The following is a 19,913-nucleotide window of genomic DNA, read 5'->3' as shown; positions in this document are numbered from 1 at the left end:
ACGCCAGGATCGATATGATCGTCCTCATAAGTTGCCTGCCTTCGCGACCTGGTGCTCGCGCTCGCGTTCGGGCCGCATGCTGCGGAAGAGATACACGAGCCCTCGGCTTGTCTGATAGAGCGCGAGGCCGAGAAACCAGATCGTGCCGCGGATAAGACCCGGGTTGTGACGACGCGCTTGCTGGAACTGCGTCCACTGATCGGAGTTTGCAAACATCAGGTCGGCGATCAGGCGATGGTCGAGGGCATTCTTGGGCACATACTGGCAGCCAACGGCAAGAACCTCACCGGAAGGCTGGATGTTGCGCACGATCAGCGGCAGCGTTTCGATGCTTGCGCCGCTGTGGGGCTGGAAGCGGATTTCTCCTTCGGTGCCGATCACCATCGGGTCCAACTGCTTGTTGAACACATGCAGCCTTGCGCCGTGGACCGACACATCCTCGATGGATGCCGTGTACCACTTGCCGTTGACGCCGAATTCGCAGCGACGGTTTACACGGACACGGCGGGACGCTGCCCGTTCGCCACGTTCGGATACGACACCGAGGGCGCAGCCGGCCATGATCAGGTTGACGACGTTCCATCCACCGACGACCAAGGTCACATCGGCCTTGTAGGGCTCGGCGTAGATACGATAGATGGTCACCGCCAGGGCAACGAGCTGGACTGCGAAGATGACGAAGAATGGTCGGCTGATTTCCGACAGGCGGCTGAGCGCGATCGATTCGTCCTTTGCTGTGACCTTGAACGTCGGCTTGCGCGGATTGAGCATCACCGAAACCACTGCAGGCAGCAGGTGAACCGTCTGAACATATTCGTACAGTTCCGAAATCCATGGCCAGCGGAACGATCCGTAGAGGTAATTCTGCATCATCAGGTTCACGAGCATATAGGCCAGCGTGTAGGCCAGGAACTCGCCACCGGATGCTGTGAAGATTTCAAGATCGAAGAAGAGATAGAAAAGCGGCGCAAACAGGAAGATCGTGCGCGGGAAGGGAAAGAGCCAGAAGAGCGTCGAGGACATATAGCAAAGGCGTTGGGGCAGCGTCAGGCCGCGCTTCAGCAAGGGAAAGCGGAAGCGCAGAATCTGCATCATTCCCTGTGCCCAGCGGCTGCGCTGGCCGATGAAGCTTGCAAAGGTCGCCGGCTGCAGTCCGGCGATCAGCGGCTTGTCCACGTAGATACTGTTCCACCCGTCACTGTGAAGGGCAAGGGCGGTTTCGCAGTCCTCGGTGATGCTGATGCCGCTGAAGCCGCCCTGGGATTCCAGCGCCCTGCGGCTGAGGACCGCGGCTGAACCGCAAAAGAACGCTGCGTTCCATTTGTCGAGACCGCGCTGGATGATGCCGTAAAACATCTCGTTTTCGCTTGGCATTTTCTCGAAGGTTTTCAGATTGCGTTCCAGCGGATCCGGGTTGATGAAGAAATGCGGGGTCTGGACAAGGAACAGCTTCGGATCGTCATCGAAGTAGCCGACGGTTTCGAGAAGGAAATCGCGCGCAGGCGCATGATCGGCGTCGAATACGGCAATCAGCTCGCCGCTCGAATACCTCATGCCGTTGTTGAGATTACCGGCTTTGGCGTGCTCGTTGCGGTCACGCGTGAGGTAGCGCACATCAAGATCCTCGCAAAGTTTCTTCAGCTCGTCATGGCGTGCGACTGCCGCCTGGGCTTCAAGAAGCTTGGTGGAATTGCGCTTCTGCAAGGTGCCGCCATCGTCCAGCAGCCAGACATGCAGTCTCTCGGGGGGATAATCCATGGCCTTTGCCGCGGCCAGCGTGTTTGCCAGGAGGTGCGAATCCTCGTTGTAGGAAGGCACGAACACGTCGACGTGGGGAAAGCGCTCTTCCTTGCTCGCGCGCGAAGGCCGTGATGGTAGGGGTGTGGCGACGATGAACAGGCTGAGCGCCAGCATCGCCACGCTGTACATTTCCGCGAGATAGAGCAGCAGGCCGGGGATGAAGTTTTCCGGTTGATTGACCGGCGGCAGTGTGTTGGTCGTGCGCCAGTAGACATAGCGAAGAACGATGGAGGTGCCGAAGGCAAGCGCAATCAGCCTCCAGGTACCTTGCGCCTTCAGCCCTTTGATGATCGCCATGATGGCGACGACGACAATGCTCGCAATCAGCTGCGTCTGCAGGTTCACTGGCAGCGTGATCAGAACGATCACGCACAGAGAAACGATGGCCCAGGTCATCATGCTTCGGGCTTTATGCATCACTATCCCTTTGACAAGTGAGGCAGGGTGCTTGGGAACAGCCCAGCCCGTTCACGTCTATTTCCGGCACGCGGCCGTTGTGGCCGCATCCCCTATACACTCTGGTGACGGCACCGTCGGGCCGAGCGCCGCCGCACTTCCCGGTGCCGTCTGTTCGTTTGAAGGCAAGACTGACATGTCCGGCTGCGTCAAACCGTTGGCGCCGTCTGGCGATGGGACCCGAGGCCCTGTGGGCTGCGGCAATTGCACGGGCTCCTCCTCTGCCTTCGGCTGAAGGCTGCGCGGGCGAACGACAGGAGACCGGATTTCCGGCACGCCAGGCTCATAGCCGAAGGACATCGGCGTGCTTGTGTTACCATTGTCGTCCGGATAGATCGGATTTCCGGGTCGCCCAAGCGCAGGATCAGTGTTGAGCGCCGATCCAAACGGATTCCAGATTTCTCCATCGAGCGTCCCGACCAGCGTGTAGCCGTACATGATCGCAAGCAACTGTCTTTCGGTTGCCCGTGCGTCACATAGGCGCAACCGCACCTGGATCATTCCAAAGTTGCGCGCTTGTGTATGTGCCGATCGGCTCGAGCGGATCTGCTGCCAACCATAAATACAGCTATCGCCCGAACCGCTCTGACCCGAGGCATAGCTGAAGGGCCCATAGCTGTTTTGCAGATAGGTCATGGAGCGCGTCATCTGTACGCCCGGAACCGCACGAAAAGCCTCGCGTATGATGCCGTTCTCGCTGATCATGCTGTATGGCGCGCTTCCGGTGCCGGGGTTGGCGCCTGATGCACCAAGGAACTGTACCTTGAGAAAGTTCTGTCCGGACACCGAGGACGACGTGTAGAGCGAAATCATCTGCTCCGTGCCGTTGCCGCGCTTGTGTTCGACGACGCTGACGATCGAAGGCCCCCCAGGTGGAGGCAGGGCAAGCGCACTCTCGGCCGGAACGGTTTGTGAGGTGTTCAGGGGCCGGACAGTTCCCGACGACTGGCATCCGGCCAGCAGCGCCCCAATCAGTGCCAAGCATGACGGCCTCAGTAGACTGAACGCTTCGGGTCGCCGCAATCGTCTTTCCCCACATCCATGCACAGGTTTCGCGCCGGATTTCCGAATCAATGGCCCCTTGAGCCGCTACCTCATGGTAAACGACGTTTATGGTTAACCCAAAGTTAATGCGCGGTATCGGCATAGCTGTCGCGAAGAACGGGTTCGCGCAGCCCCTTCAGCTCCGATTTTACCTCTCATTGAGCTGGAGCGACGGCCGAATTCAATGGCAGCGGTCATAAGCGATGAAGCCCCATCAGCTCCATTGGCGATCGTCCGATCACCCGGTGTTGGTGGAGTATCGCCATGGCGTCGCAACTGGAGAGTAGACTGTCATTAGAGTTCTCGCCAGGCTCGAAGCGTTCGGGCGCGACCGCCTTCAACCATCACTCAAGCAAGCGATGTCCACGCCGTAGTTGAAGGGCAACTCCCGCGCCCTGGAGCCAAAATAATCCGATAGGTTTCGGGTCGGTCCCGGGCCTTTCTGTATGGGGTCATCTGGCGGCGAAATGAACCGACCAGACTTTCGCTCGAGACAGGGGCCACGCCAAGCTGGTCGGCTCATTGGCAAGAATGGTGCCAAGGCAATCATCGACATAGGCGAAAATCTTTCAAGAGAGGACGAACCGCAAGAGCGCGGCGGGCGTGCGCGCTAAGTCGCAGCGCGAATTTCTGCGACGGTGTCTTGCGGCGTCTGGAGGTGCGGATAGTGACCAATACCAGGCAAGACGTTAAGGGTTGTGCCGGCTCGGCGCGCAAACTCCTCGCCCATCGCTTTTTTGATATAAAGGTCGTTCTCACCCCAGACGACCTTCACAGGTGTCTTGAGTTCTCCAAGGTGGGTCTCGAGGTGATCCTGGTCGCGCGTGAAGTGCGAATAGTAGTGGTAGAAAGCATCGGCGGAGGTGATGCCTCCCTGTTCCCATCCCCGCGTCATGTCGTTGAAGACGTCTCGCGGAAGATCGAACTGTTTTTCGGGCGGCAGGCCGCGACGATAGACGTTTTCCAGAATCTCGGCGCTGGTCTCGTTCATGTACTTACGGGTTTTCGATGCAGCCGGCTCGCTCTTGAGGTTCTGGAGGCTCTCGTACATGTACTCCGGCCTGTTGAAAGGGGCGAAGTCTCCGACAACGATCTTTTTGGCGATATCCGGCTCCTCGATGGCAGCCAGAAGTGCAGGAAGCGATCCGATATCGGTTGCGTAGATTGTCAGGTTTGAGCGATCGATGCGCTCAGCCTTGATGTAGGCAGCCAAGACATTTGCGTAGTCTCTTGGCGAATATGAGAATTTGGTCGGCGCCGGACGAGAAGACAGCCCATAGCCTGGCCAGTCGATGGCGTGGACTTCGTAGTCCTTTGCGAGCTCGGTGGTGATATCCTTCCAGACAAGCAAAGTCTCTGGAAACCCGTGCAGAAAGAGAACAGTGCCCTTCGGATTTGCGTTACGGGCGACCATGCGCCGGAGCGTGATGTCCGGGCCAACGTCTGTGTAACCGATCTCGATGCGCGCGGTCTTGAATGCTGCGCCAGCGTCCTCGGCAAAAGGAGCACTTCGGGCGAACGAGAAAAACAGTGGTAAGGAGGGCTTCAACATCTCAAGACTCCTTCTTGTCTGGGGGCGATGGACACCAGGTTTCGAATGGATCGAATGATGCATGTACAACATCTGGTCAACGTCTGGCGGGGCGCCGCAGCGGACGATTTTGTATTGCATTGTACCTGGACGCGCTGGCGGCGACACATCCTTACATTTTAGCCGCTCTCAGACACATACGAGATACCGATTAGCCAGATTTTTCTCGGCAAGCAGGGTGTCGTCGCACCCGTTCTTGTCAACGAAGGAGCAATCGAATGAACGTACGATTTATCGTTCCCGTGGCAATGGTTGCCGCCATTTTCACCTTCCAGGCTGCACAAGCCGAGCCGCGCGAGATCCGGCGGGCGGACTTGCTAAAGGAAAATATCAGCCTGCCCGGCAAGGAGGTCGTCCAGGTGCGCGTCGACTTCGATCCCGGCGCATTCGCCGGAAACCACAGGCATCCTGGCGAGGAGGTGGCCTACGTTCTTCAGGGAACACTCGAGTATAAGCTGGAGGGAAGGGATGCCGTCACGTTGAATGCGGGGGAAACCCTGTTCATCCCGGATGGGGTCGCCCATTCTGCAAGAAACGTTGGAGATGGCAAGGCGTCGGAGCTGGCGACCTACATCGTCACCAATAATGCGAAGCTCGTTGAACCTGTGAAGTAGTTCACCAGAACGGGAGGAAACGTTATGACCCTCAGCGTAAAACCCGCGGCTGTCGATCTTTCTCGCCGTGCTCTCTTGCTTGGGGGGACGGCTGCTGCACTGTCAAACGCGAGTTTGGCGTCGTTTGCGAATGCGGCGGAATCGGGAACAGGTGGGAACGGCGAAATACGCCCCTTCAAGGCAGAGGTCCCAGAACCGGCCCTGATTGACTTGCGCCGGCGGCTGGCGGCAACGCGCTGGCCGGACGGGGAAACCGTCACCGATGGGTCCCAGGGAGTTCAACCGACGACACTGCGGGAACTGGTCGAATATTGGCAGACCGATTACGATTGGCGTATCGCCGAGCGTAGGCTGAACGTATTTCCGCAATATCTGACGAAGATCGACGGGCTTGATATTCATTTCATTCACGTGCGCTCCAAACATGAAGACGCCTTGCCGCTGATCATGACCCACGGGTGGCCAGGCTCGGTGTTCGAGTTCCTCAAGGTGGTGGGTCCCCTGACCAATCCAACAGCAAACGGAGGCAAGGCAAAGGACGCCTTCCATCTCGTGCTGCCGTCCATCCCTGGTTTCGGCTTCTCAGACAAGCCGAACAGAACCGGCTGGAACCCGCAGCGCATCGCAACCATTTGGGACATGCTCATGACGCGTCTTGGCTACAACAGTTACGTGTCCCAAGGAGGCGACTGGGGCGCAATTATCTCCGATGCACTTGGTCGGCAGGCTCCTAAGGGCCTCCTCGGCATTCACGTCAATCGCATCGAACGAGCCACAACGTTGCCGCCGGATGCTGCTCAGGCATTGAAGAGCGGCACTCCGGCGCCCGATGCTCTGACGCCTGTCGAGAAGCAGGTTTTCGACGAAGCAAGAGACTTCCTGAACAATGGCTTCGGATATGCAGCCATCATGAACACCCGTCCGGAGACCGTCGGTTACGCTATAGCGGACTCGCCGGTCGGGCTTGCTGCCTGGCTGTACGACAAGATTGCCGACTGGGTCTTTACCCGTGGCGAGCCAGAAAAGGCACTGACGAAGGACGCGATCCTCGACAATATCACGCTCTACTGGCTGACCAACACCGGACCATCAAGCGGGCGCATCTATTGGGAGAACACAGTCTCAGGTGCGAAGCTGACCCCTATCAGTGTACCTGTCGGCGTGACAATCTTTCCCGGGGAAGTCTACAAGCCGCCAAAGGAGTGGCTGTCGGCGGCGTATCCGAAGCTTGTCTACTACAACCGAGCCGATAGGGGAGGGCACTTCGCTGCCTGGGAAGAGCCTGAGCTCTTCAGTCAGGAGATCAGGGCGGCATTCCGCAACATGAGGTCTTGAGCGACTGCGTCTTTTCGTCGGCGGCAGGCCCGCGAACCGCGACATCGAGGATCTATGTCGCCGGTGCCGGTCAAGAGGCGTTCGCGGTTTGCTTAATCGGAAAGAGCAGGGCCTCGAGCACAATGATGCGACCATGCCGTTGAAAGGGTCGAACAGCCCCGTACGAGACCCGATCGCCAGCAGTTTAGGAGAACAGGCTTGCGCGGGTTCGAGTTCAACGAGGCGATGAGAAACTTTTAGCACTCGCGCATATCGAGTGCTAACGCTATGAAATCATGAAGGCTTTCACCTCAGTCGCCCTCGAATAGTCTTGTCCTTCCTCTTGACGCAGCCTAGTGGAAACCCCAACTCATTCTTGTCGACGCCCCATTGGGGTCGGCGCAGTCACGGAGCGCCCGAGCTTCTTGGCGCTCCTTGTATCTATGTTGCTCTTAGGAGGATGTAGCTATGAGAACAAACCTCGACTTTACCCCCTTCTACAGGTCGAGCATTGGCTTCGACCGCATGTTCGACCTCTTGGGGAATGCCAGCCTCAGTGCTGATAACTGGCCGCCCTATAACATCCTCAAACTCGGCGACGATGCGTACCGCATTGCGATCGCGGTGGCAGGTTTTGCCGAGGGCGAACTGACGATCACCCACGAGGCAAACATGCTGGTGGTCAACGGCGCCAAGTCGGAGGATGACGGGGTACAGTATCTGCATCAGGGCCTCGCCATGAGGCCGTTTTTGCGCAGATTTGAACTCGCCGATCATGTCAACGTCGAGAGCGCGATGCTCGAAAACGGGCTACTTGTCATCAATCTCAAGAGGGAAATACCTGAGGAGATGAAGCCGCGACGGATCGCAATCCAAGCCGAGCCCACGCAGCCCGCTTCGAAGCAGATCGAAGGCGACAAGGCAGCCTAGCGTGATGAGCCTGGCGTGATGCGCACTGCCCATCATCCGCTGTTCCCGGACAGTCGGGAAAAGCAGTTGCGCCAAACAGGGAAGAACTGAACCGAAGAAAGGAGATAGCATGAGTGTACGTGATTTGATCCCCTGGAGCCGTGGCAGTGGCCAGATTCCGAGCGCTTACCGTGGTGACGAGATGGACCCGTTCCTGTCCCTGCACCGCAATGTCAACCGCCTGTTCGACGAAGTCTTCCGTGGCTTCGGCTCTCCGTCTCTGTTCGGTGGCACCTTGCCCCTCAACGGCACCTGGCCGCATGTAGAGATCGAAGAGAATGATAACGAGCTCCGCGTGATAGCGGAGATTCCCGGTATCAATCCCGATGATATCGAGCTGCTGCTGGAAGATGGTGTGCTTACGCTTCGCGGCGAAAACAAGTCGAAGACCGAGGATAAGGACCGCCGGTTCAGCGAGCGCTATTATGGACGCTTCGAAAGGCGGCTGGCTCTTGGTCGGCAAGTCGATGAGGATAACATCTCCGCAACCTTCAAGAACGGCCTCCTCGAAGTGACACTGCCGAAGACCGAGAAGGCGCGAGCTGACGTCAAGCGGATCAGCATCGACAGTAAAAACTAATGGCGACCGGCGCAAGCCAGCCGGTTGCGCAGGCGCCCGGCTGGCTATCGCGTGGAAATGGTTCTTGAGGTCGCCGGAACGCCTTCGTTGAAGTTGGCGCCCCGCCGTTCTTTCCGAAGCGATCTACCAGCTTTTTTCGCCGGCACCTGCAGCCTTTCGGCCGCCCATTTGGGTTTTCGATGCGATCGGAGCTGTGACCTGAGCGGAAATGCTTCTCGACATCGCGTCCCATTCGACGATGCCATCCAATTCTATGAAACTGGCGTCGAACAGCTCGCGAGAATAGGCGTCGTTGGTTCTTCCGGCCTTTAGATCGCTTCTGGACTGTTCGTCCACGAAGCGACCGTCCTTCATGACCAGCACGCGGTCGCACATGCGGGCGATTACGGCGAGATCATGACTGACAGGCACATAGGTCATTCCACGCTCGTCGCGCTGATCTGCCAAAAGGTTCAGGATTTCGGCCTTTTTCGACACATCGAGGGCTGAGGTCGGTTCATCGAGGAGCAGGATCGGTGGGGCGAGGATCAGCGCTCTTGCGATTGCGACGCGTTGGCGCTGACCACCCGAAAGTTCGTGCGGAAAGCGGTTTGCGAAGCTTGCCGGCAGGCCGACCTGGCGCAGCGAACGCTCCACGGTTTGCCAGATCTCCTGCCTGCCGATCGCCCGCAAAGGCTCGGCAAGCGCGGTGCCGATCCTGTGGCGCGGATGCAGTGAGCGGTAACGATCCTCGAACACCATCTGAGCGCATTTGAGCTCATCGAGGCTTCTTGACTTGCCAACGACCCGGCCCGAAAGCACGATGTCTCCCGACCATTGCTTCTCTATACCCGGCAGGCATCGCCAGACAGTGGACTTGCCACAGCTGGCCCATGCCGCCAGATATCTGATGTGGATACTGCGCCATCACGCGCTTTACGTCCTCGATGCGAACGCGCTCAAGCTCCGTTTCAGCGGCCAAGCGGGCGGCTCGGCCGCGTAGGTTGAGATGAAGGCTTGCCGCCTCGGCGATCTGCGTCCCAACGCTCAAGACAGGATTGAGCGAATAGCGGGGGTCTTGCATGATGAGGGCGATATCCTTGCCACGGACCTTTCCCATCTGCCTCTCGGACATCGACCGGATCGGACGACCGTTAAGGTCGAGCCGCTTTACCGAAACAGTCGCGCCTGGAGACAGAAGGCGCATGATCGCACGGCCGGTCGTCGATTTACCCGACCCGGATTCGCCGACGATACAGAACACGCTCGCGCCCGACACCGAAACTCACATTCGAAAAAAAGCTGACATTGAGGTCTTCGACGGACAGGATTGGCTTCATGTCAGGCCCTGGCATGGCGGGGATCCAGAATGTCGCAAAGAGCGTCGCCTGCGACGTTGAAGGCAAGACTGGTGATCAAAATGGCGACACCAGGCATCACTGCAACCCACCAGTAGTCGAGCATGAACTTGCGCCCGCTCGAGATCATAGCGCCCCATTCGGACGCCGGCGGCTGCGCGCCCAATCCGAGGAAGCCGAGTGAGGCGGCCGTCAGGATGATACCGGCCATGTTGAGGGTCAGGCGTACGATTACCGAGGGAATGCACATGGGCGCCGATGTAGACGAACAGAATGCGCAATGGCGAGGCACCATAGAGGCGGGCTGCGGCCACATAGCAGGCATCCTGACGATTAGTGCCTCGGCCCGCGCAAGGCGCGCGATCGGCGGCCATGCCCGTCAGCGAAATGGCGATGATCGATGTCGTCAACCCGGCGCCGAGTGCTGCGGCGAATGCCAGCGCCAGGATCGGCGAGGGGGAGGACAGGACGATATCCGTCGCCCCCATGAGCAAAGCATCGGTGCGACCGCCGAAGAAGCCTGCGACCACACCGATCAGCAAACCGATCGGACCAACGATCAGGGAAATCGAAAGGACCGTCTGGACGGTGTCCGTGTTCCATGGATCAGGCGACTGAGGATGTGCCGGCCAAATTCATCGGTGCCAGCAAAGTGGGCAGCGCTTGGCGACTGCAGCGCGTCCGACAGGACCTGTATGTCGGGATCAATAGGGTGCAAGCACAGGAGCGAGGATCGCGACGATCACGAGGAAGGCCAGAATGGAAAACCCGGCCAAGCCGAGCGGTTCGTGCCCCAGCCTGGAGACGATCCGCACGAAAAGCTTGCGTGGCGCTTATTCAGCAACGGCTGGAGGCTGCCGCGTGTTGCGATGTCGTCGGCAACCACGTTCATTACCGCGCCGGCCTGCCTTTCATCGCCAGCCGATTAAGGAACATACACCTGCGGAAATCCGCAAGCCAGCCGTTGAGACTTTAACGGTCTCTTCCCTGGTCCATGCTCGGCTGAAGGACATAGAGGAAAGATTAGTGTCCGGCGACCGCTTCTTCGTCGGTATTACTCCATGCATTGAATCCGACCCGATCAAAGCACAAGGCGAAAGACTGCCGCATCTGATCGTCGCGTTTTGCCTGAGAATAACTCTCGTCGATGCTGAAGCCGGTGACGAAATCGCCGATGGCTTCCCGGGCTGCGTTGGACAGCACTGTCAGATCACGATCCTTGCCGAGGAAGCACAGGACCGGCGTAGCCTGACCGCTGGTCCTTCCGCGTGACTGTAGCATCCCGACCGGGTGCACCGGACTGCCGGTCCAAGAGGATTTCCAGCCCGGCACGGCTGCGACACCAAAAATCAAAGCCGCATCTGGTCCAATGATTTCTGCCTTCTGTTCACCGCTTTCCTGTCTAAGTGGAGATGCTTTGAACGTGAAGGAGGATCGGAGGCAAAGTCGCAGCTTTGCCACCCTGCTTGCTGCCGATTTGTCAGCGGCAATGAACGTCGAGGTGCCGTGTTTCAGACGAAAATTGCAGTCGAGGAGACGGCGGATGAGGCCGCGGGCGCGAATGAAGGGCTGCGGCCGGGAACGAACCTTGTGTTTGGCCGGCAAGTTTCATCGGGGTGGTCGAGGTCAGGAGCGAAGGATGATGCCCGTCGCTCCTGCTAGGCTTATGTGCGCACCAAGGTTTTTGCCGGAACGATGGCATTGACCGCCACCGCGACGACAATGTTTGCGGCAAGGGCAAGCAGTCCGGTGTAGATGGTAAACGGGTCTCCACCGAGGCTGATCAGGTGCAGTGGTTTCCAGCCTGCATCCCACACGAGATAGGTGCCGCCGATAAACCCGACGAACCAGCCGGCAATCAGACCGGGCGCGCGGAACCAGTTGGTGTAGAGGCCGAAGACCAGCGCGGGAAACGTCTGCAGGATCCAAATACCGCCGAGAAGCTGGAGGTCGAGTGCAAACTGTGTCGGCAAAAAGACGATGACGAGAAGCGCGCCGACCTTGACGACAAGCGACGTCACCTTCGCCACCTTTGCCTCACCAGCATCCGTCACTCCCGGGTTGACATAGGCTTTCCAGAAATTGCGGGTGAAGAGGTTGGACGCGCCAATGCTCATCACTGCCGCCGGAACCAGCGCGCCGATGGCAATCGCCGCGAAGGCAAAGCCTGCAAACCAGCTCGGAAACAATGTCTGGAAAAGCGCTGGAACGACGTCGTTGGCGCTTTCAAGCTTCAAGCCAGCCGCGTGGCCCATGTAGCCGAGCAGGGCGAGAAGGCCGAGCAGCAATGTGTATGCCGGCAGGAGCACGGCGTTCTTGCGGATGGTGTTGCCGCTGTTTGAGGCAAAGATGCCGGTCAACGTGTGCGGATACATGAAGGCCGCAAGTGCCGAACCGAGCGCCAATGTCGCGTAGGCGACATACTGGTCTGGCTTGAGCAGCAGGCTGCCGGAGCCTTTCGCCTGGAAGGCTGCATCCGCGGCGGCAAAGACGTTGGCATAGCCGCCGAGCTTTAAGGGGATGAGGGCGATGGCGGCGATCACCACGATGTAGATCATGATATCCTTGACGAAGGCGATCAGCGCCGGTGCGCGCAAGCCCGCCGAATAGGTATAGAGTGCCAGCACAATGAAGGCGATCGCCAGCGGCACCTCGCCATGAAGACCAAGCGCCTTCAGCGCAGCGGTCATGCCGACGAGCTGCAACGCGATATAGGGCATCGTTGCGATGACGCCGGTTGCAGCAACCGCAAGCTCCAGCCCACGGGAACCATATTGGCCGTGAACCACGTCGCCGGCGGTGACGTAGCCGAAATTTCTCGCCCGCTTCCACAGCACAGGCATGACCATGAAGACAAAGGGATAGACGACGATGGTGTAGGGCAAGGCAAAGAAGCCGTAAGCGCCGACGGTGTAGACCAGCGCGGGAACAGCAATGACCGTATAGGCGGTGTAAAAGTCGCCGCCGACCAGAAACCAGGTGATCCAGGTGCCGAAGCTGCGGCCACCAAGACCCCACTCGTCGATATGGGCAAGCGTCTTGGGTTTACGCCAACGGGACGCAACAAAACCCATGACCGTGACGAGCACGAAGAAGAAGATGAAGACTGCAAGCGCGGTGGTGTTGAGTTCAGTCGTCATGGCGCATGCTCCGGTAGGCGATCCAGGTCAGGAACGCGGTAACCGGTACCCAGGCGAGTTGATACCAGTAGAAGAAGGGGAAACCGAAGAGAGCCGGTTCGTGGATATTATAAAAAGGTGGCCAGAGCAGCCCGATATACGGAATAACGAGCAGCCAGAGCGCTGCTCTGTTCTTTGGTTTTTCCATGACGAATATCCTCTCGGGCACCGTTTCCGGCGCCAAGTTGCAGTTGTCGGTGGTGAAGATGGTTTGTCAGTTGCCAGATAAGGTGAGCCTGAACCGCCTTCTGGTGGCCGGTCTTCCGCAAGGGCGGAAAAAAGCGTTGCGCATTTGAAAGTCCTCCCAACGGCTGCGCCCGGCGAGCCCATGCGAAGTCCTATGGCGAAGATTTGCGCGCAGCAAGTGGAGGGAAGCTGCGAAAAGCCCGGGACTACCCAGAAGTGGGTAGAAGACCTTCAGAGCGTTTTGGTCGAAATCCCGTGGTCGAGCGCATACCGGATCAAACCGGCCGTTGTCGCGATCTTGAGCTTCTTCTTGAGGTTCTTGCGATGCGTTTCGGCGGTGGCCTGGCTTATCCCCAGCGTCTCGGCGATCGTCTTGTTGGCCTTTCCGGCAAGCAGCAGGCCAAGGATATCGCGTTCGCGCGGCGTAAGGGGATCGGCGGCATTGCTGGCTTGCCCCTCCATCAGCACGTCAAAGACACCGGACGAGAAATAAGTTTTGCCGTCCGCAACGGTCTCGATTGCAGAAACGATCTCGTCGGTCGACACGTCCTTGAGAATATAGCCTGCGGCGCCATGCATGACCGAGGAGGATATGTATTCGCGGCTATCATGCATGGAGAGCATCACGATCCGCGTTTCCGGAATCTGTGTCTTGAAAAGTTCGATCGCGTCGATGCCGCTGAGCTTCGGCATGTTGATGTCCATCAGCAACACATCTGGCCGGACCTGGCAAGCGAGCTCAAGGCCGGTCTGGGCTTGGCCGGCTGTTCCAACGACTTCGATGTGGTGGAATGTCTCAAGGACGGCCTTCAGCCCATCCAGTACCAGCGGATGGTTGTCGATCAGCAGAACCTTGATTTTATCGCCTTTCTTCATGCAGCCTCAGCCTGTTGGTTGGCGGGACGATTGGCCGACTTTGGCAGCATCGCGGTCAACCGGGTGCCGCTCGCGTCACTGTTGATCAGCAACAGGCCGCGGAAATGCGCCATCCGTTCCCGCATGTTGCGCAAGCCGAGACCAGGTTGCTTGGGGCGGCCTTCCTTGGCGTCACAAAAGCCCGAACCATTGTCGGAAACCATCATGCGAGCGCGGCCCTTCTGGCTCCAAAGCCTGACAGAAAGCCGTGACGCACCGGAATGCCGTTCGACATTGTTGAAGGCTTCTTGTGCAATGCGATAAAGCGCGGTGCTGGCTTCGGGCTTTAGCATCTCGATGAAGGTGGAAGCTTCAATGTCGGTTTGAATACCGGTACGCTCGGCGAAATTGAAACAGAGTGCCTCGATCGCCGCCGCCAGGCCGAGGTCGTCGAGCACGCGTGGCCTCAGATCGTGCGATAGCCGCCTGATTTCCCTGATCGCGCCGTTCAGGGCTTCGATGCCGCGGTTGATGGTCCCTGCGGCCTCATCAACGTCTGTCGTGACCTTTCGTCCCGCGAGATCCAGGGTATAGCGCACACCGAGGAGATTTTGCGAAATGCCGTCGTGCAACTCGCGGGCAAGTCGGGCGCGCTCTTCTTCCTGTGCGTTGATCACCCGCTGCGTCAGTTCCTTGAGTTTGCCGTCCGCCATGCGTCGCTCGTGGAAGGTCACCAGCATGCAGGTGGTGAAGACGACCAGCACAGCGGGCACGGCGATCAGAGCCACAATCACGAAGGTTCGCTTTATGTTGGCCCGCATGCTGAGATTGGCTGCAGCCGTTTGGGCAAAGACGTCGTCGAGATAGACACCGGTTCCCACGACCCAATGCCACTTGTCGAGGCTGACGACAAAGGACAGCTTGTCTGCCATCCGGCCGCTCGACGGTTTCTGCCATTTGTATTGGTGCAGGCCTCCGCCCGATTTGGCCGTGGCGATCAGTTCGGCGATCACCTTGTCGCCATCGGGATCGGTGAGGTTGAGCCAGTTTTGCCCATGCCGGAAGCCTTGACGCGGATGAACGATGTTGTTTCCGTCATAGTCGTAGACGAAGAAATATCCGTCCTCGCCGTAGTCGAGCGAGTTCAGGATAGCTGCCACCTTGTCTTTGGCGACCCGATCGTCCTGAGTGGCACCACCATAGGTCGCCTGGATGGCAGATAGCGCGAGATTGGTGAGATTGAGGATCTCCGTCTCCTTGGCGTTCAGCATATTCTGCTCGAATGTCGCAATATTGTCCCGCGCAAGGTCAGCCGATTGCCAGGTGATGAATGCGGTGATTGCCAGGATGGCAATCACCAGCGGAACGATCGCCAGCGCGATGATTTGGTGCCTCAAGGTCAATGGGTACCCTCCCAAGCCAGCTTGATCAGCTGACGTATGGATCCAGTAGGGGGTGAAGAATGGCCTCTGGTCAAGCCTGGCTCGACCCGCGACAAATTCGTTGGATCGGAGGGCGCCCGCGAACGAACCTTATGCGCCTGCTGGCACCCTTAGTCGGTCGCGGAGCGCTCGCCGCTTCGTTTGAGCGATATGGGCACCGGTGCGCCTCGATCTTCGCTATCCTGATCTTATGACAACCGTCGTGTTCGAAGCGAAAACTACTTCTCGCAGAGGCGCCGACCTCCGGAATAGGGCTGATAGGTGCAGTCTGACGGGCGGAAGGAACGATAGCTGCGGGAGCAGGCGGTGATGTTGCACGATTGCGGTGCGTCCTGGCCATCGATAATCGCTCCCGTCGACCCAGCCCCATTTGGTGCCGGCTCGCTCATCGCTTCTTGCATGAAGTCGCGCCAGATCCGTGCTGGCAAGGCGCCGCCGGTGACGCCGTTCATCGGCGTGTCGTCGTCATTGCCGACCCATACGCCAGCAACGAGAGGTTCGGTAAAGCCGACGAACCAGGCATCGCGATTGTTCTGGCTGGTGCCCGTCTTGCCGGCGGCAAACACTCCGGGGTCGGCTGCGCGTCCAGTGCCGCGCTCGACCACCAACTGCAGAAGGCCAAGCAGGTCGGACTGATGGGCCGAAAGGTCGACACTTGGCACAGCTTGCGAACCAACCCGAAACGCTTTTGGCTGCCCTGCTGCCTGAAAGTCGATGATGCCCCAGGGATTGACGGGCGCCTTTCCGCGATGGACAGAGGCGTAGGCGCTGGTCAAGTCGAGCAGGCTCACTTCGGATGTACCGAGCGCCAGAGACGGCGTGTTGGCAAGCGGCGCATCGATGCCGAGCTCTCGTGCGGCCGCAATCACATTGTCGAGTCCAACCTCTTCGGCAAGCGCCACCGTCGCGGCATTTAGCGAGCGGGCGAAGGCCTCGGCGAGTGTTACCCACCCATAATAGCGGCCGCCGGAATTTTCCGGCGACCAGCCGTCAATGGTGATTGGCGCGTCGAGAACCCGATCAGACAAGGTGAGCCCGGCTTTCAGGGCTGCATAATAGACGAAGAGCTTGAAGGTGGAGCCCGGCTGCCGCATCGCTGTGACGGCGCGGTTGAACTGGCTTGCCTTATAGTCGCGCCCGCCGACCATGGCAACCACCGCGCCGTCCGGTGTCATCGCAACCAATGCGGCTTGCGAGGCTCCCGCAGCCTTTCCTTCCCTTTCGAGGGCTTTTGTCACAACCCTTTCGGCGATCTGTTGCAGGCGTGGCACCAGGGTCGTGCGCACCGTGGTCGAACCTGGCGAAGGGCCGGCGATTTCGCTCGCCTTAGGCGAAATCCAGTCAGCAAACCAACTTCCGGACCGCGGCGTTGGCGTCGTTGGATTGAGCTTGGCGAAGGTCGCCTTGACTGCCTCCGCCTCCGATGCGGTGATCTTGCCATTGGCTGCCATCGCGTCGAGGACGACGCTGCTGCGTTGCCGGGCGCCTTTGAAGTTATCGATCGGATTCCATTGGCTCGGCGCCCGCAGCAGTCCCGCCAGCATCGCCGATTCAGCGAGGTTGAGGGCGCTGATATCCTTGTTGAAGTAGATTCGCGCGGCGGCAGGCATGCCGGTCGCACCGGCACCAAGATAGGCGCTGTTAAGATAGCGCGTCAGGATCTCCTTTTTGCCGAGCTTCCACTCCAGCCATACGGCGATGACGAGCTCCTGTATCTTCCGCTTTATCGTCCGGTCGCTGTCGAGATATTGCAGCTTGATGAACTGCTGGGTGATCGTACTGCCGCCCTCGACAATCGCGCCAGCTTCGAAGTTCCTCAGGAACGCCCTTGCGACCCCTCTAAGATCGATGCCGAAATGATCCATGAACCGCCGATCTTCGATCGACAGGACAGCGTCTATGAGTTGCGGCGGAAACTGGTTGTATTGCGCATACGGCCCTTGATAAGGCCCCTGTCTTACCAGCGGTTTTTCGTCAGCGGTTTCCAGTACCACGACAGGTTTTAGGGTTCCATCCCGGATCTCCCCCCAAGGAACATCTCGCAATGCCCATGCCAAAACACTTCCTGCAAGGATAAGGCCGACAAGAAACGTCGAACCGATAGTGACTTTCCACCATCGCGCTCGAAGTGATGCCAGCCCGCGATTTTGAAGTGGCCTCGAAAGGCGGCCACGAAGACCGCTTGCTGCGTGAGCCCGAGCAGTAGCCAGCCCTCTGCCAAGAGTGCGCATGGTGGTTTTCGCGGAGGTTGATTTTTGGATCTTTGCCCTCAGATAGGAAGCTGCTGTCCTGGCCCGGGCCGTTGCCCAGGTTGAACTCGCCTGCAGATCCTGTGCTAACGCACGCAACAGTTCCGGCGCTGCCTTTCGGCTTTGGCCAAAGGCTTTGTAAGGCTGTTGTGGGTGGTCCCCTGGGGTGGACGAGGTTGCTCCTGGCGTTGCCTCCGAGGCCGGTGCCTCTTCAGCCACGTGGTTGGCAGTAAACTCCAGACTTGCCGAGCCGCCGGCACTCGTGCCCGCGTCACTGGCACTTTGCGTTGAGGATATGGGTGGATTTGGCATCGGTTCCCGCTAAAAGGCTCTTCCCGAAAGTAGCGCGTCTCTTTAACGCGACAATGCTAAATGATCCATCGCGTAAATGGCGAGCTTGCGGCCGCAAATCGTTTGATTCCTGAGGGCCCGGTGTTGGCCGAGGTTGAAGTCTGCGATTACCACCCGCGGGCTCCATAGCGAACCGACGCATCTCGATGTGATTTGCGGGTCGGCGCCTGTGCCAATCGTCGCGCGTGGATGACACCGCTGACCGACACGCGATCGTCCATCAGCTTTAGGCGCTGCTTTTTTCCATTGCCAGTTCCGCCTGGAGGCTGTCGGCATCGCGGAAGATCGTGGCAACCGCCAGAACTCCCCCGCCGCGATTGAAGCGCAGGAGGCAGTCTTTCGCGGCAATGTCGCCCTCGACCTCGATTGCGTCCCATCTCTCGGCATGGCCGACGTAGTTGATAGGAACGTCATAATGCTGACTCCAGAAGAACGGCACATCCGTGAACTTCTTTCTGCGTCCGATCATGTTGAGCGCGGCGGCAGCACCTTGCCGCTGCGCCACCACCCAATGCTCGACCCTGATGCTCTCGCCGGTGTGGGGATCGGGCCACCGGGCGATGTCGCCTGCTGCGTATATCCCCGGAACGCTGGTCTCAAGGTAGGCATCGACCACGACACCCCGATCCGTGGCAAGACCTGCGGCTTCGGCGAGATCGATCCGTGGCCGTACGCCGATGCCGGCAACGATCAACTCGGCGGCCAGAGTGCGGCCACTGCGTAACAAGATCTCGCTTTGACCGATGCTCGCCGCGGCGTCCCCAAGATGGAAGACGACGCCATTTTCCTCATGCAGCGCGCGGATGAAGTCGCCCATCTTAGGGCCCAGCACCCGTTCCATCGGCCGTTCCTCGGGCGCCACGACATGCACATCGACACCGCGTGCGCGAAGGGCGGCGGCAACCTCGAGGCCGATGAAGCTGGCGCCAAGAACGACGGCATGCCGCGCCGATCTGGTTTGCGCGATGATCGTGCGGCAGTCGGCAAGCGAGCGGAGCGTGTGGACATGTGGCTGGTCCGCACCGGGTATGGTCAGTCGCACCGGCTCGGCGCCAGTCGCAAGTAGCAGTTTGTCGAAGGCAATCCGTGTCTCGTCGGCGAGCACGACCTCTTTGGTTCTAATATCGATGGAGGCCACCTTGGTTGCGAGGCGCAGGTCAATGCCGTTCCTGGCATAAAAGCCTTCCTTGCGCAGCGGGATCCAATCCTCCGGAGCCTTGCCCGCAAGATAATCCTTCGACAGGTTCGGGCGATCGACGGGCGCCGCTTCGTCGTCGCTGATCATGACGATAGCGCCCTGAAACCGTACACGGCGCAGTCTCTCTGCCGCAGCAAAGCCTGCCGCGCCGCCGCCGACAATGACGATTCTTTGCGGGGAAACCCCGGCCTTGCCAACATCGTCGGGGGCAGGCGACGGCTTTTGGCGCTTCTCGCCGACGAAAATCCTGTCGCCGCGCCTTTCCACGGACCAGCAGGCGAGCGACGACAGCGCAGGCGCGCGCAGGGCCTCTCCGGTGCGCAGGTCGAAGCAGGCGTGATGCCACGGGCAGCGGATGCCGTCGTCGCCGACACGGCCGTCGATGAGTGGTCCGCCATAGTGCGAACAGGCTGCCGCAACGGCGAATATCTCCGCTCCGCGGCGCACCAGAAGCACGGCCTCACCGTCACGATGGCCAACCAGCTTGCCATCATCGGGAAGATCGGCGAGTGTGATGCCAAGGGCCAGATCGGGGCCGCTTGGGTCTGAATGATGCCCGACCATTTTTTCCTCCATCAATGGACACCTAGGGTTTCGCCCATTCGCGACGCTCGGCTGTCGACGAAGCTTCCTCGGCTTTTGCGCTGTTGCCCCCGCAGGCAAGAAACTTGGTATCCAGAAGCTGGAACTCGGTGATCAAGCGAGCTCGGTTGCGCTCCTGGCTCAAACGCAGCGCATGAACTTCCGT

Annotated in this window: 15 protein-coding genes and 3 pseudogenes; 6 read left to right on the top strand and 12 right to left on the bottom strand. The window is 59.2% G+C overall.

The window, feature by feature from the left end; translation table 11 throughout:
- Positions 1 to 24: 24 nt before the first annotated feature.
- The 3 genes from bcsA to ATY80_RS27990 all read right to left on the bottom strand — a co-directional run bounded on the left by bcsA (position 25) and on the right by ATY80_RS27990 (position 4,852).
- Complete coding sequence (bcsA, locus tag ATY80_RS28000; protein WP_088695529.1) at positions 25 to 2,217, bottom strand: UDP-forming cellulose synthase catalytic subunit; 2,193 nt, start codon at positions 2,215 to 2,217, stop codon at positions 25 to 27.
- Positions 2,218 to 2,274: 57 nt separating this feature from the next.
- Positions 2,275 to 3,237, bottom strand: a complete 963-nt coding sequence (bcsN, locus tag ATY80_RS27995) for a cellulose biosynthesis protein BcsN (RefSeq protein WP_245306943.1) — start codon at positions 3,235 to 3,237, stop codon at positions 2,275 to 2,277.
- Between the two features lie 673 nt (positions 3,238 to 3,910).
- Positions 3,911 to 4,852, bottom strand: coding sequence for an alpha/beta hydrolase (locus ATY80_RS27990; RefSeq protein ID WP_088695527.1), 942 nt, complete (start codon positions 4,850 to 4,852; stop codon positions 3,911 to 3,913).
- A 257-nt stretch (positions 4,853 to 5,109) separates the two neighbouring features.
- Here ATY80_RS27990 and ATY80_RS27985 point away from each other — a divergent pair, with 257 nt between their 5' ends.
- From ATY80_RS27985 to ATY80_RS27970, 4 genes are all read left to right on the top strand, one after another.
- Positions 5,110 to 5,505 carry a cupin domain-containing protein gene (locus ATY80_RS27985; protein ID WP_088695526.1) on the top strand — a complete coding sequence of 132 codons (396 nt, stop codon included), beginning with the start codon at positions 5,110 to 5,112 and terminating at the stop codon, positions 5,503 to 5,505.
- A gap of 24 nt (positions 5,506 to 5,529) precedes the next feature.
- The gene (locus tag ATY80_RS27980; RefSeq protein ID WP_088695525.1) at positions 5,530 to 6,840 is read left to right on the top strand and encodes an epoxide hydrolase; all 1,311 of its coding nucleotides are present in this window, start codon (positions 5,530 to 5,532) and stop codon (positions 6,838 to 6,840) included.
- A 447-nt stretch (positions 6,841 to 7,287) separates the two neighbouring features.
- Complete coding sequence (locus ATY80_RS27975) at positions 7,288 to 7,749, top strand: Hsp20 family protein (protein ID WP_088695524.1); 462 nt, start codon at positions 7,288 to 7,290, stop codon at positions 7,747 to 7,749.
- Between the two features lie 109 nt (positions 7,750 to 7,858).
- Positions 7,859 to 8,368, top strand: a complete 510-nt coding sequence (locus ATY80_RS27970) for an Hsp20/alpha crystallin family protein (protein WP_088695523.1) — start codon at positions 7,859 to 7,861, stop codon at positions 8,366 to 8,368.
- Positions 8,369 to 8,620: 252 nt separating this feature from the next.
- Here ATY80_RS27970 and ATY80_RS27965 read toward each other — a convergent pair.
- From ATY80_RS27965 to ATY80_RS30080, 3 pseudogenes are all read right to left on the bottom strand, one after another.
- A pseudogene (locus tag ATY80_RS27965) lies at positions 8,621 to 9,238 on the bottom strand (ATP-binding cassette domain-containing protein); the annotation flags it as partial.
- Positions 9,234 to 9,702: pseudogene (locus ATY80_RS27960) on the bottom strand (ATP-binding cassette domain-containing protein); the annotation flags it as partial. The pseudogenes ATY80_RS27965 and ATY80_RS27960, both read right to left, overlap by 5 nt.
- Positions 9,689 to 10,520, bottom strand: a pseudogene (locus ATY80_RS30080) (ABC transporter permease). The pseudogenes ATY80_RS30080 and ATY80_RS27960, both read right to left, overlap by 14 nt.
- Between ATY80_RS30080 and ATY80_RS29180 the strand changes: the two are divergent.
- Positions 10,465 to 10,977 carry a hypothetical protein gene (locus ATY80_RS29180; protein ID WP_189637297.1) on the top strand — a complete coding sequence of 171 codons (513 nt, stop codon included), beginning with the start codon at positions 10,465 to 10,467 and terminating at the stop codon, positions 10,975 to 10,977. The pseudogene ATY80_RS30080 and the gene ATY80_RS29180 overlap by 56 nt on opposite strands.
- Positions 10,978 to 11,369: 392 nt before the next feature.
- Here the strand turns inward: ATY80_RS29180 and ATY80_RS27945 are convergent, their stop codons facing one another.
- Positions 11,370 to 12,845, bottom strand: a complete 1,476-nt coding sequence (locus ATY80_RS27945; protein ID WP_088695521.1) for a sodium:solute symporter family protein — start codon at positions 12,843 to 12,845, stop codon at positions 11,370 to 11,372.
- Complete coding sequence (locus ATY80_RS27940) at positions 12,835 to 13,032, bottom strand: DUF3311 domain-containing protein (protein WP_088695520.1); 198 nt, start codon at positions 13,030 to 13,032, stop codon at positions 12,835 to 12,837. The genes ATY80_RS27945 and ATY80_RS27940 overlap by 11 nt, the downstream gene beginning before the upstream one ends.
- Here ATY80_RS27940 and ATY80_RS29175 point away from each other — a divergent pair.
- Positions 13,031 to 13,180, top strand: coding sequence for a hypothetical protein (locus ATY80_RS29175; RefSeq protein ID WP_189637288.1), 150 nt, complete (start codon positions 13,031 to 13,033; stop codon positions 13,178 to 13,180). The genes ATY80_RS27940 and ATY80_RS29175 overlap by 2 nt on opposite strands.
- Positions 13,181 to 13,301: 121 nt before the next feature.
- Here ATY80_RS29175 and ATY80_RS27935 read toward each other — a convergent pair whose 3' ends face one another.
- The 4 genes from ATY80_RS27935 to ATY80_RS27920 all read right to left on the bottom strand — a co-directional run bounded on the left by ATY80_RS27935 (position 13,302) and on the right by ATY80_RS27920 (position 19,729).
- On the bottom strand, positions 13,302 to 13,946 hold the full coding sequence (locus ATY80_RS27935; protein ID WP_088695519.1) for a response regulator transcription factor: 645 nt from the start codon (positions 13,944 to 13,946) through the stop codon (positions 13,302 to 13,304).
- Positions 13,943 to 15,328, bottom strand: a complete 1,386-nt coding sequence (locus ATY80_RS27930) for a cache domain-containing protein (protein WP_088695518.1) — start codon at positions 15,326 to 15,328, stop codon at positions 13,943 to 13,945. The genes ATY80_RS27935 and ATY80_RS27930 overlap by 4 nt, the downstream gene beginning before the upstream one ends.
- 257 nt (positions 15,329 to 15,585) lie before the next feature.
- Positions 15,586 to 17,928, bottom strand: a complete 2,343-nt coding sequence (locus tag ATY80_RS27925) for a PBP1A family penicillin-binding protein (protein WP_088695517.1) — start codon at positions 17,926 to 17,928, stop codon at positions 15,586 to 15,588.
- Between the two features lie 265 nt (positions 17,929 to 18,193).
- Entirely contained in the window at positions 18,194 to 19,729 is a 1,536-nt protein-coding gene (locus tag ATY80_RS27920) for an FAD-dependent oxidoreductase (RefSeq protein WP_088695516.1), read from the bottom strand.
- Between the last annotated feature and the right edge of the window lie 184 nt (positions 19,730 to 19,913).

Origin of the sequence: Rhizobium sp. R711 (assembly GCF_002211365.1) — a bacterium.
In the GTDB taxonomy this organism is placed as follows: Bacteria; Pseudomonadota; Alphaproteobacteria; order Rhizobiales; family Rhizobiaceae; genus Rhizobium.
The sequence above is the reverse complement of the archived record's forward strand: the minus strand, read 5'-3'. Positions and strand labels throughout refer to the sequence as shown.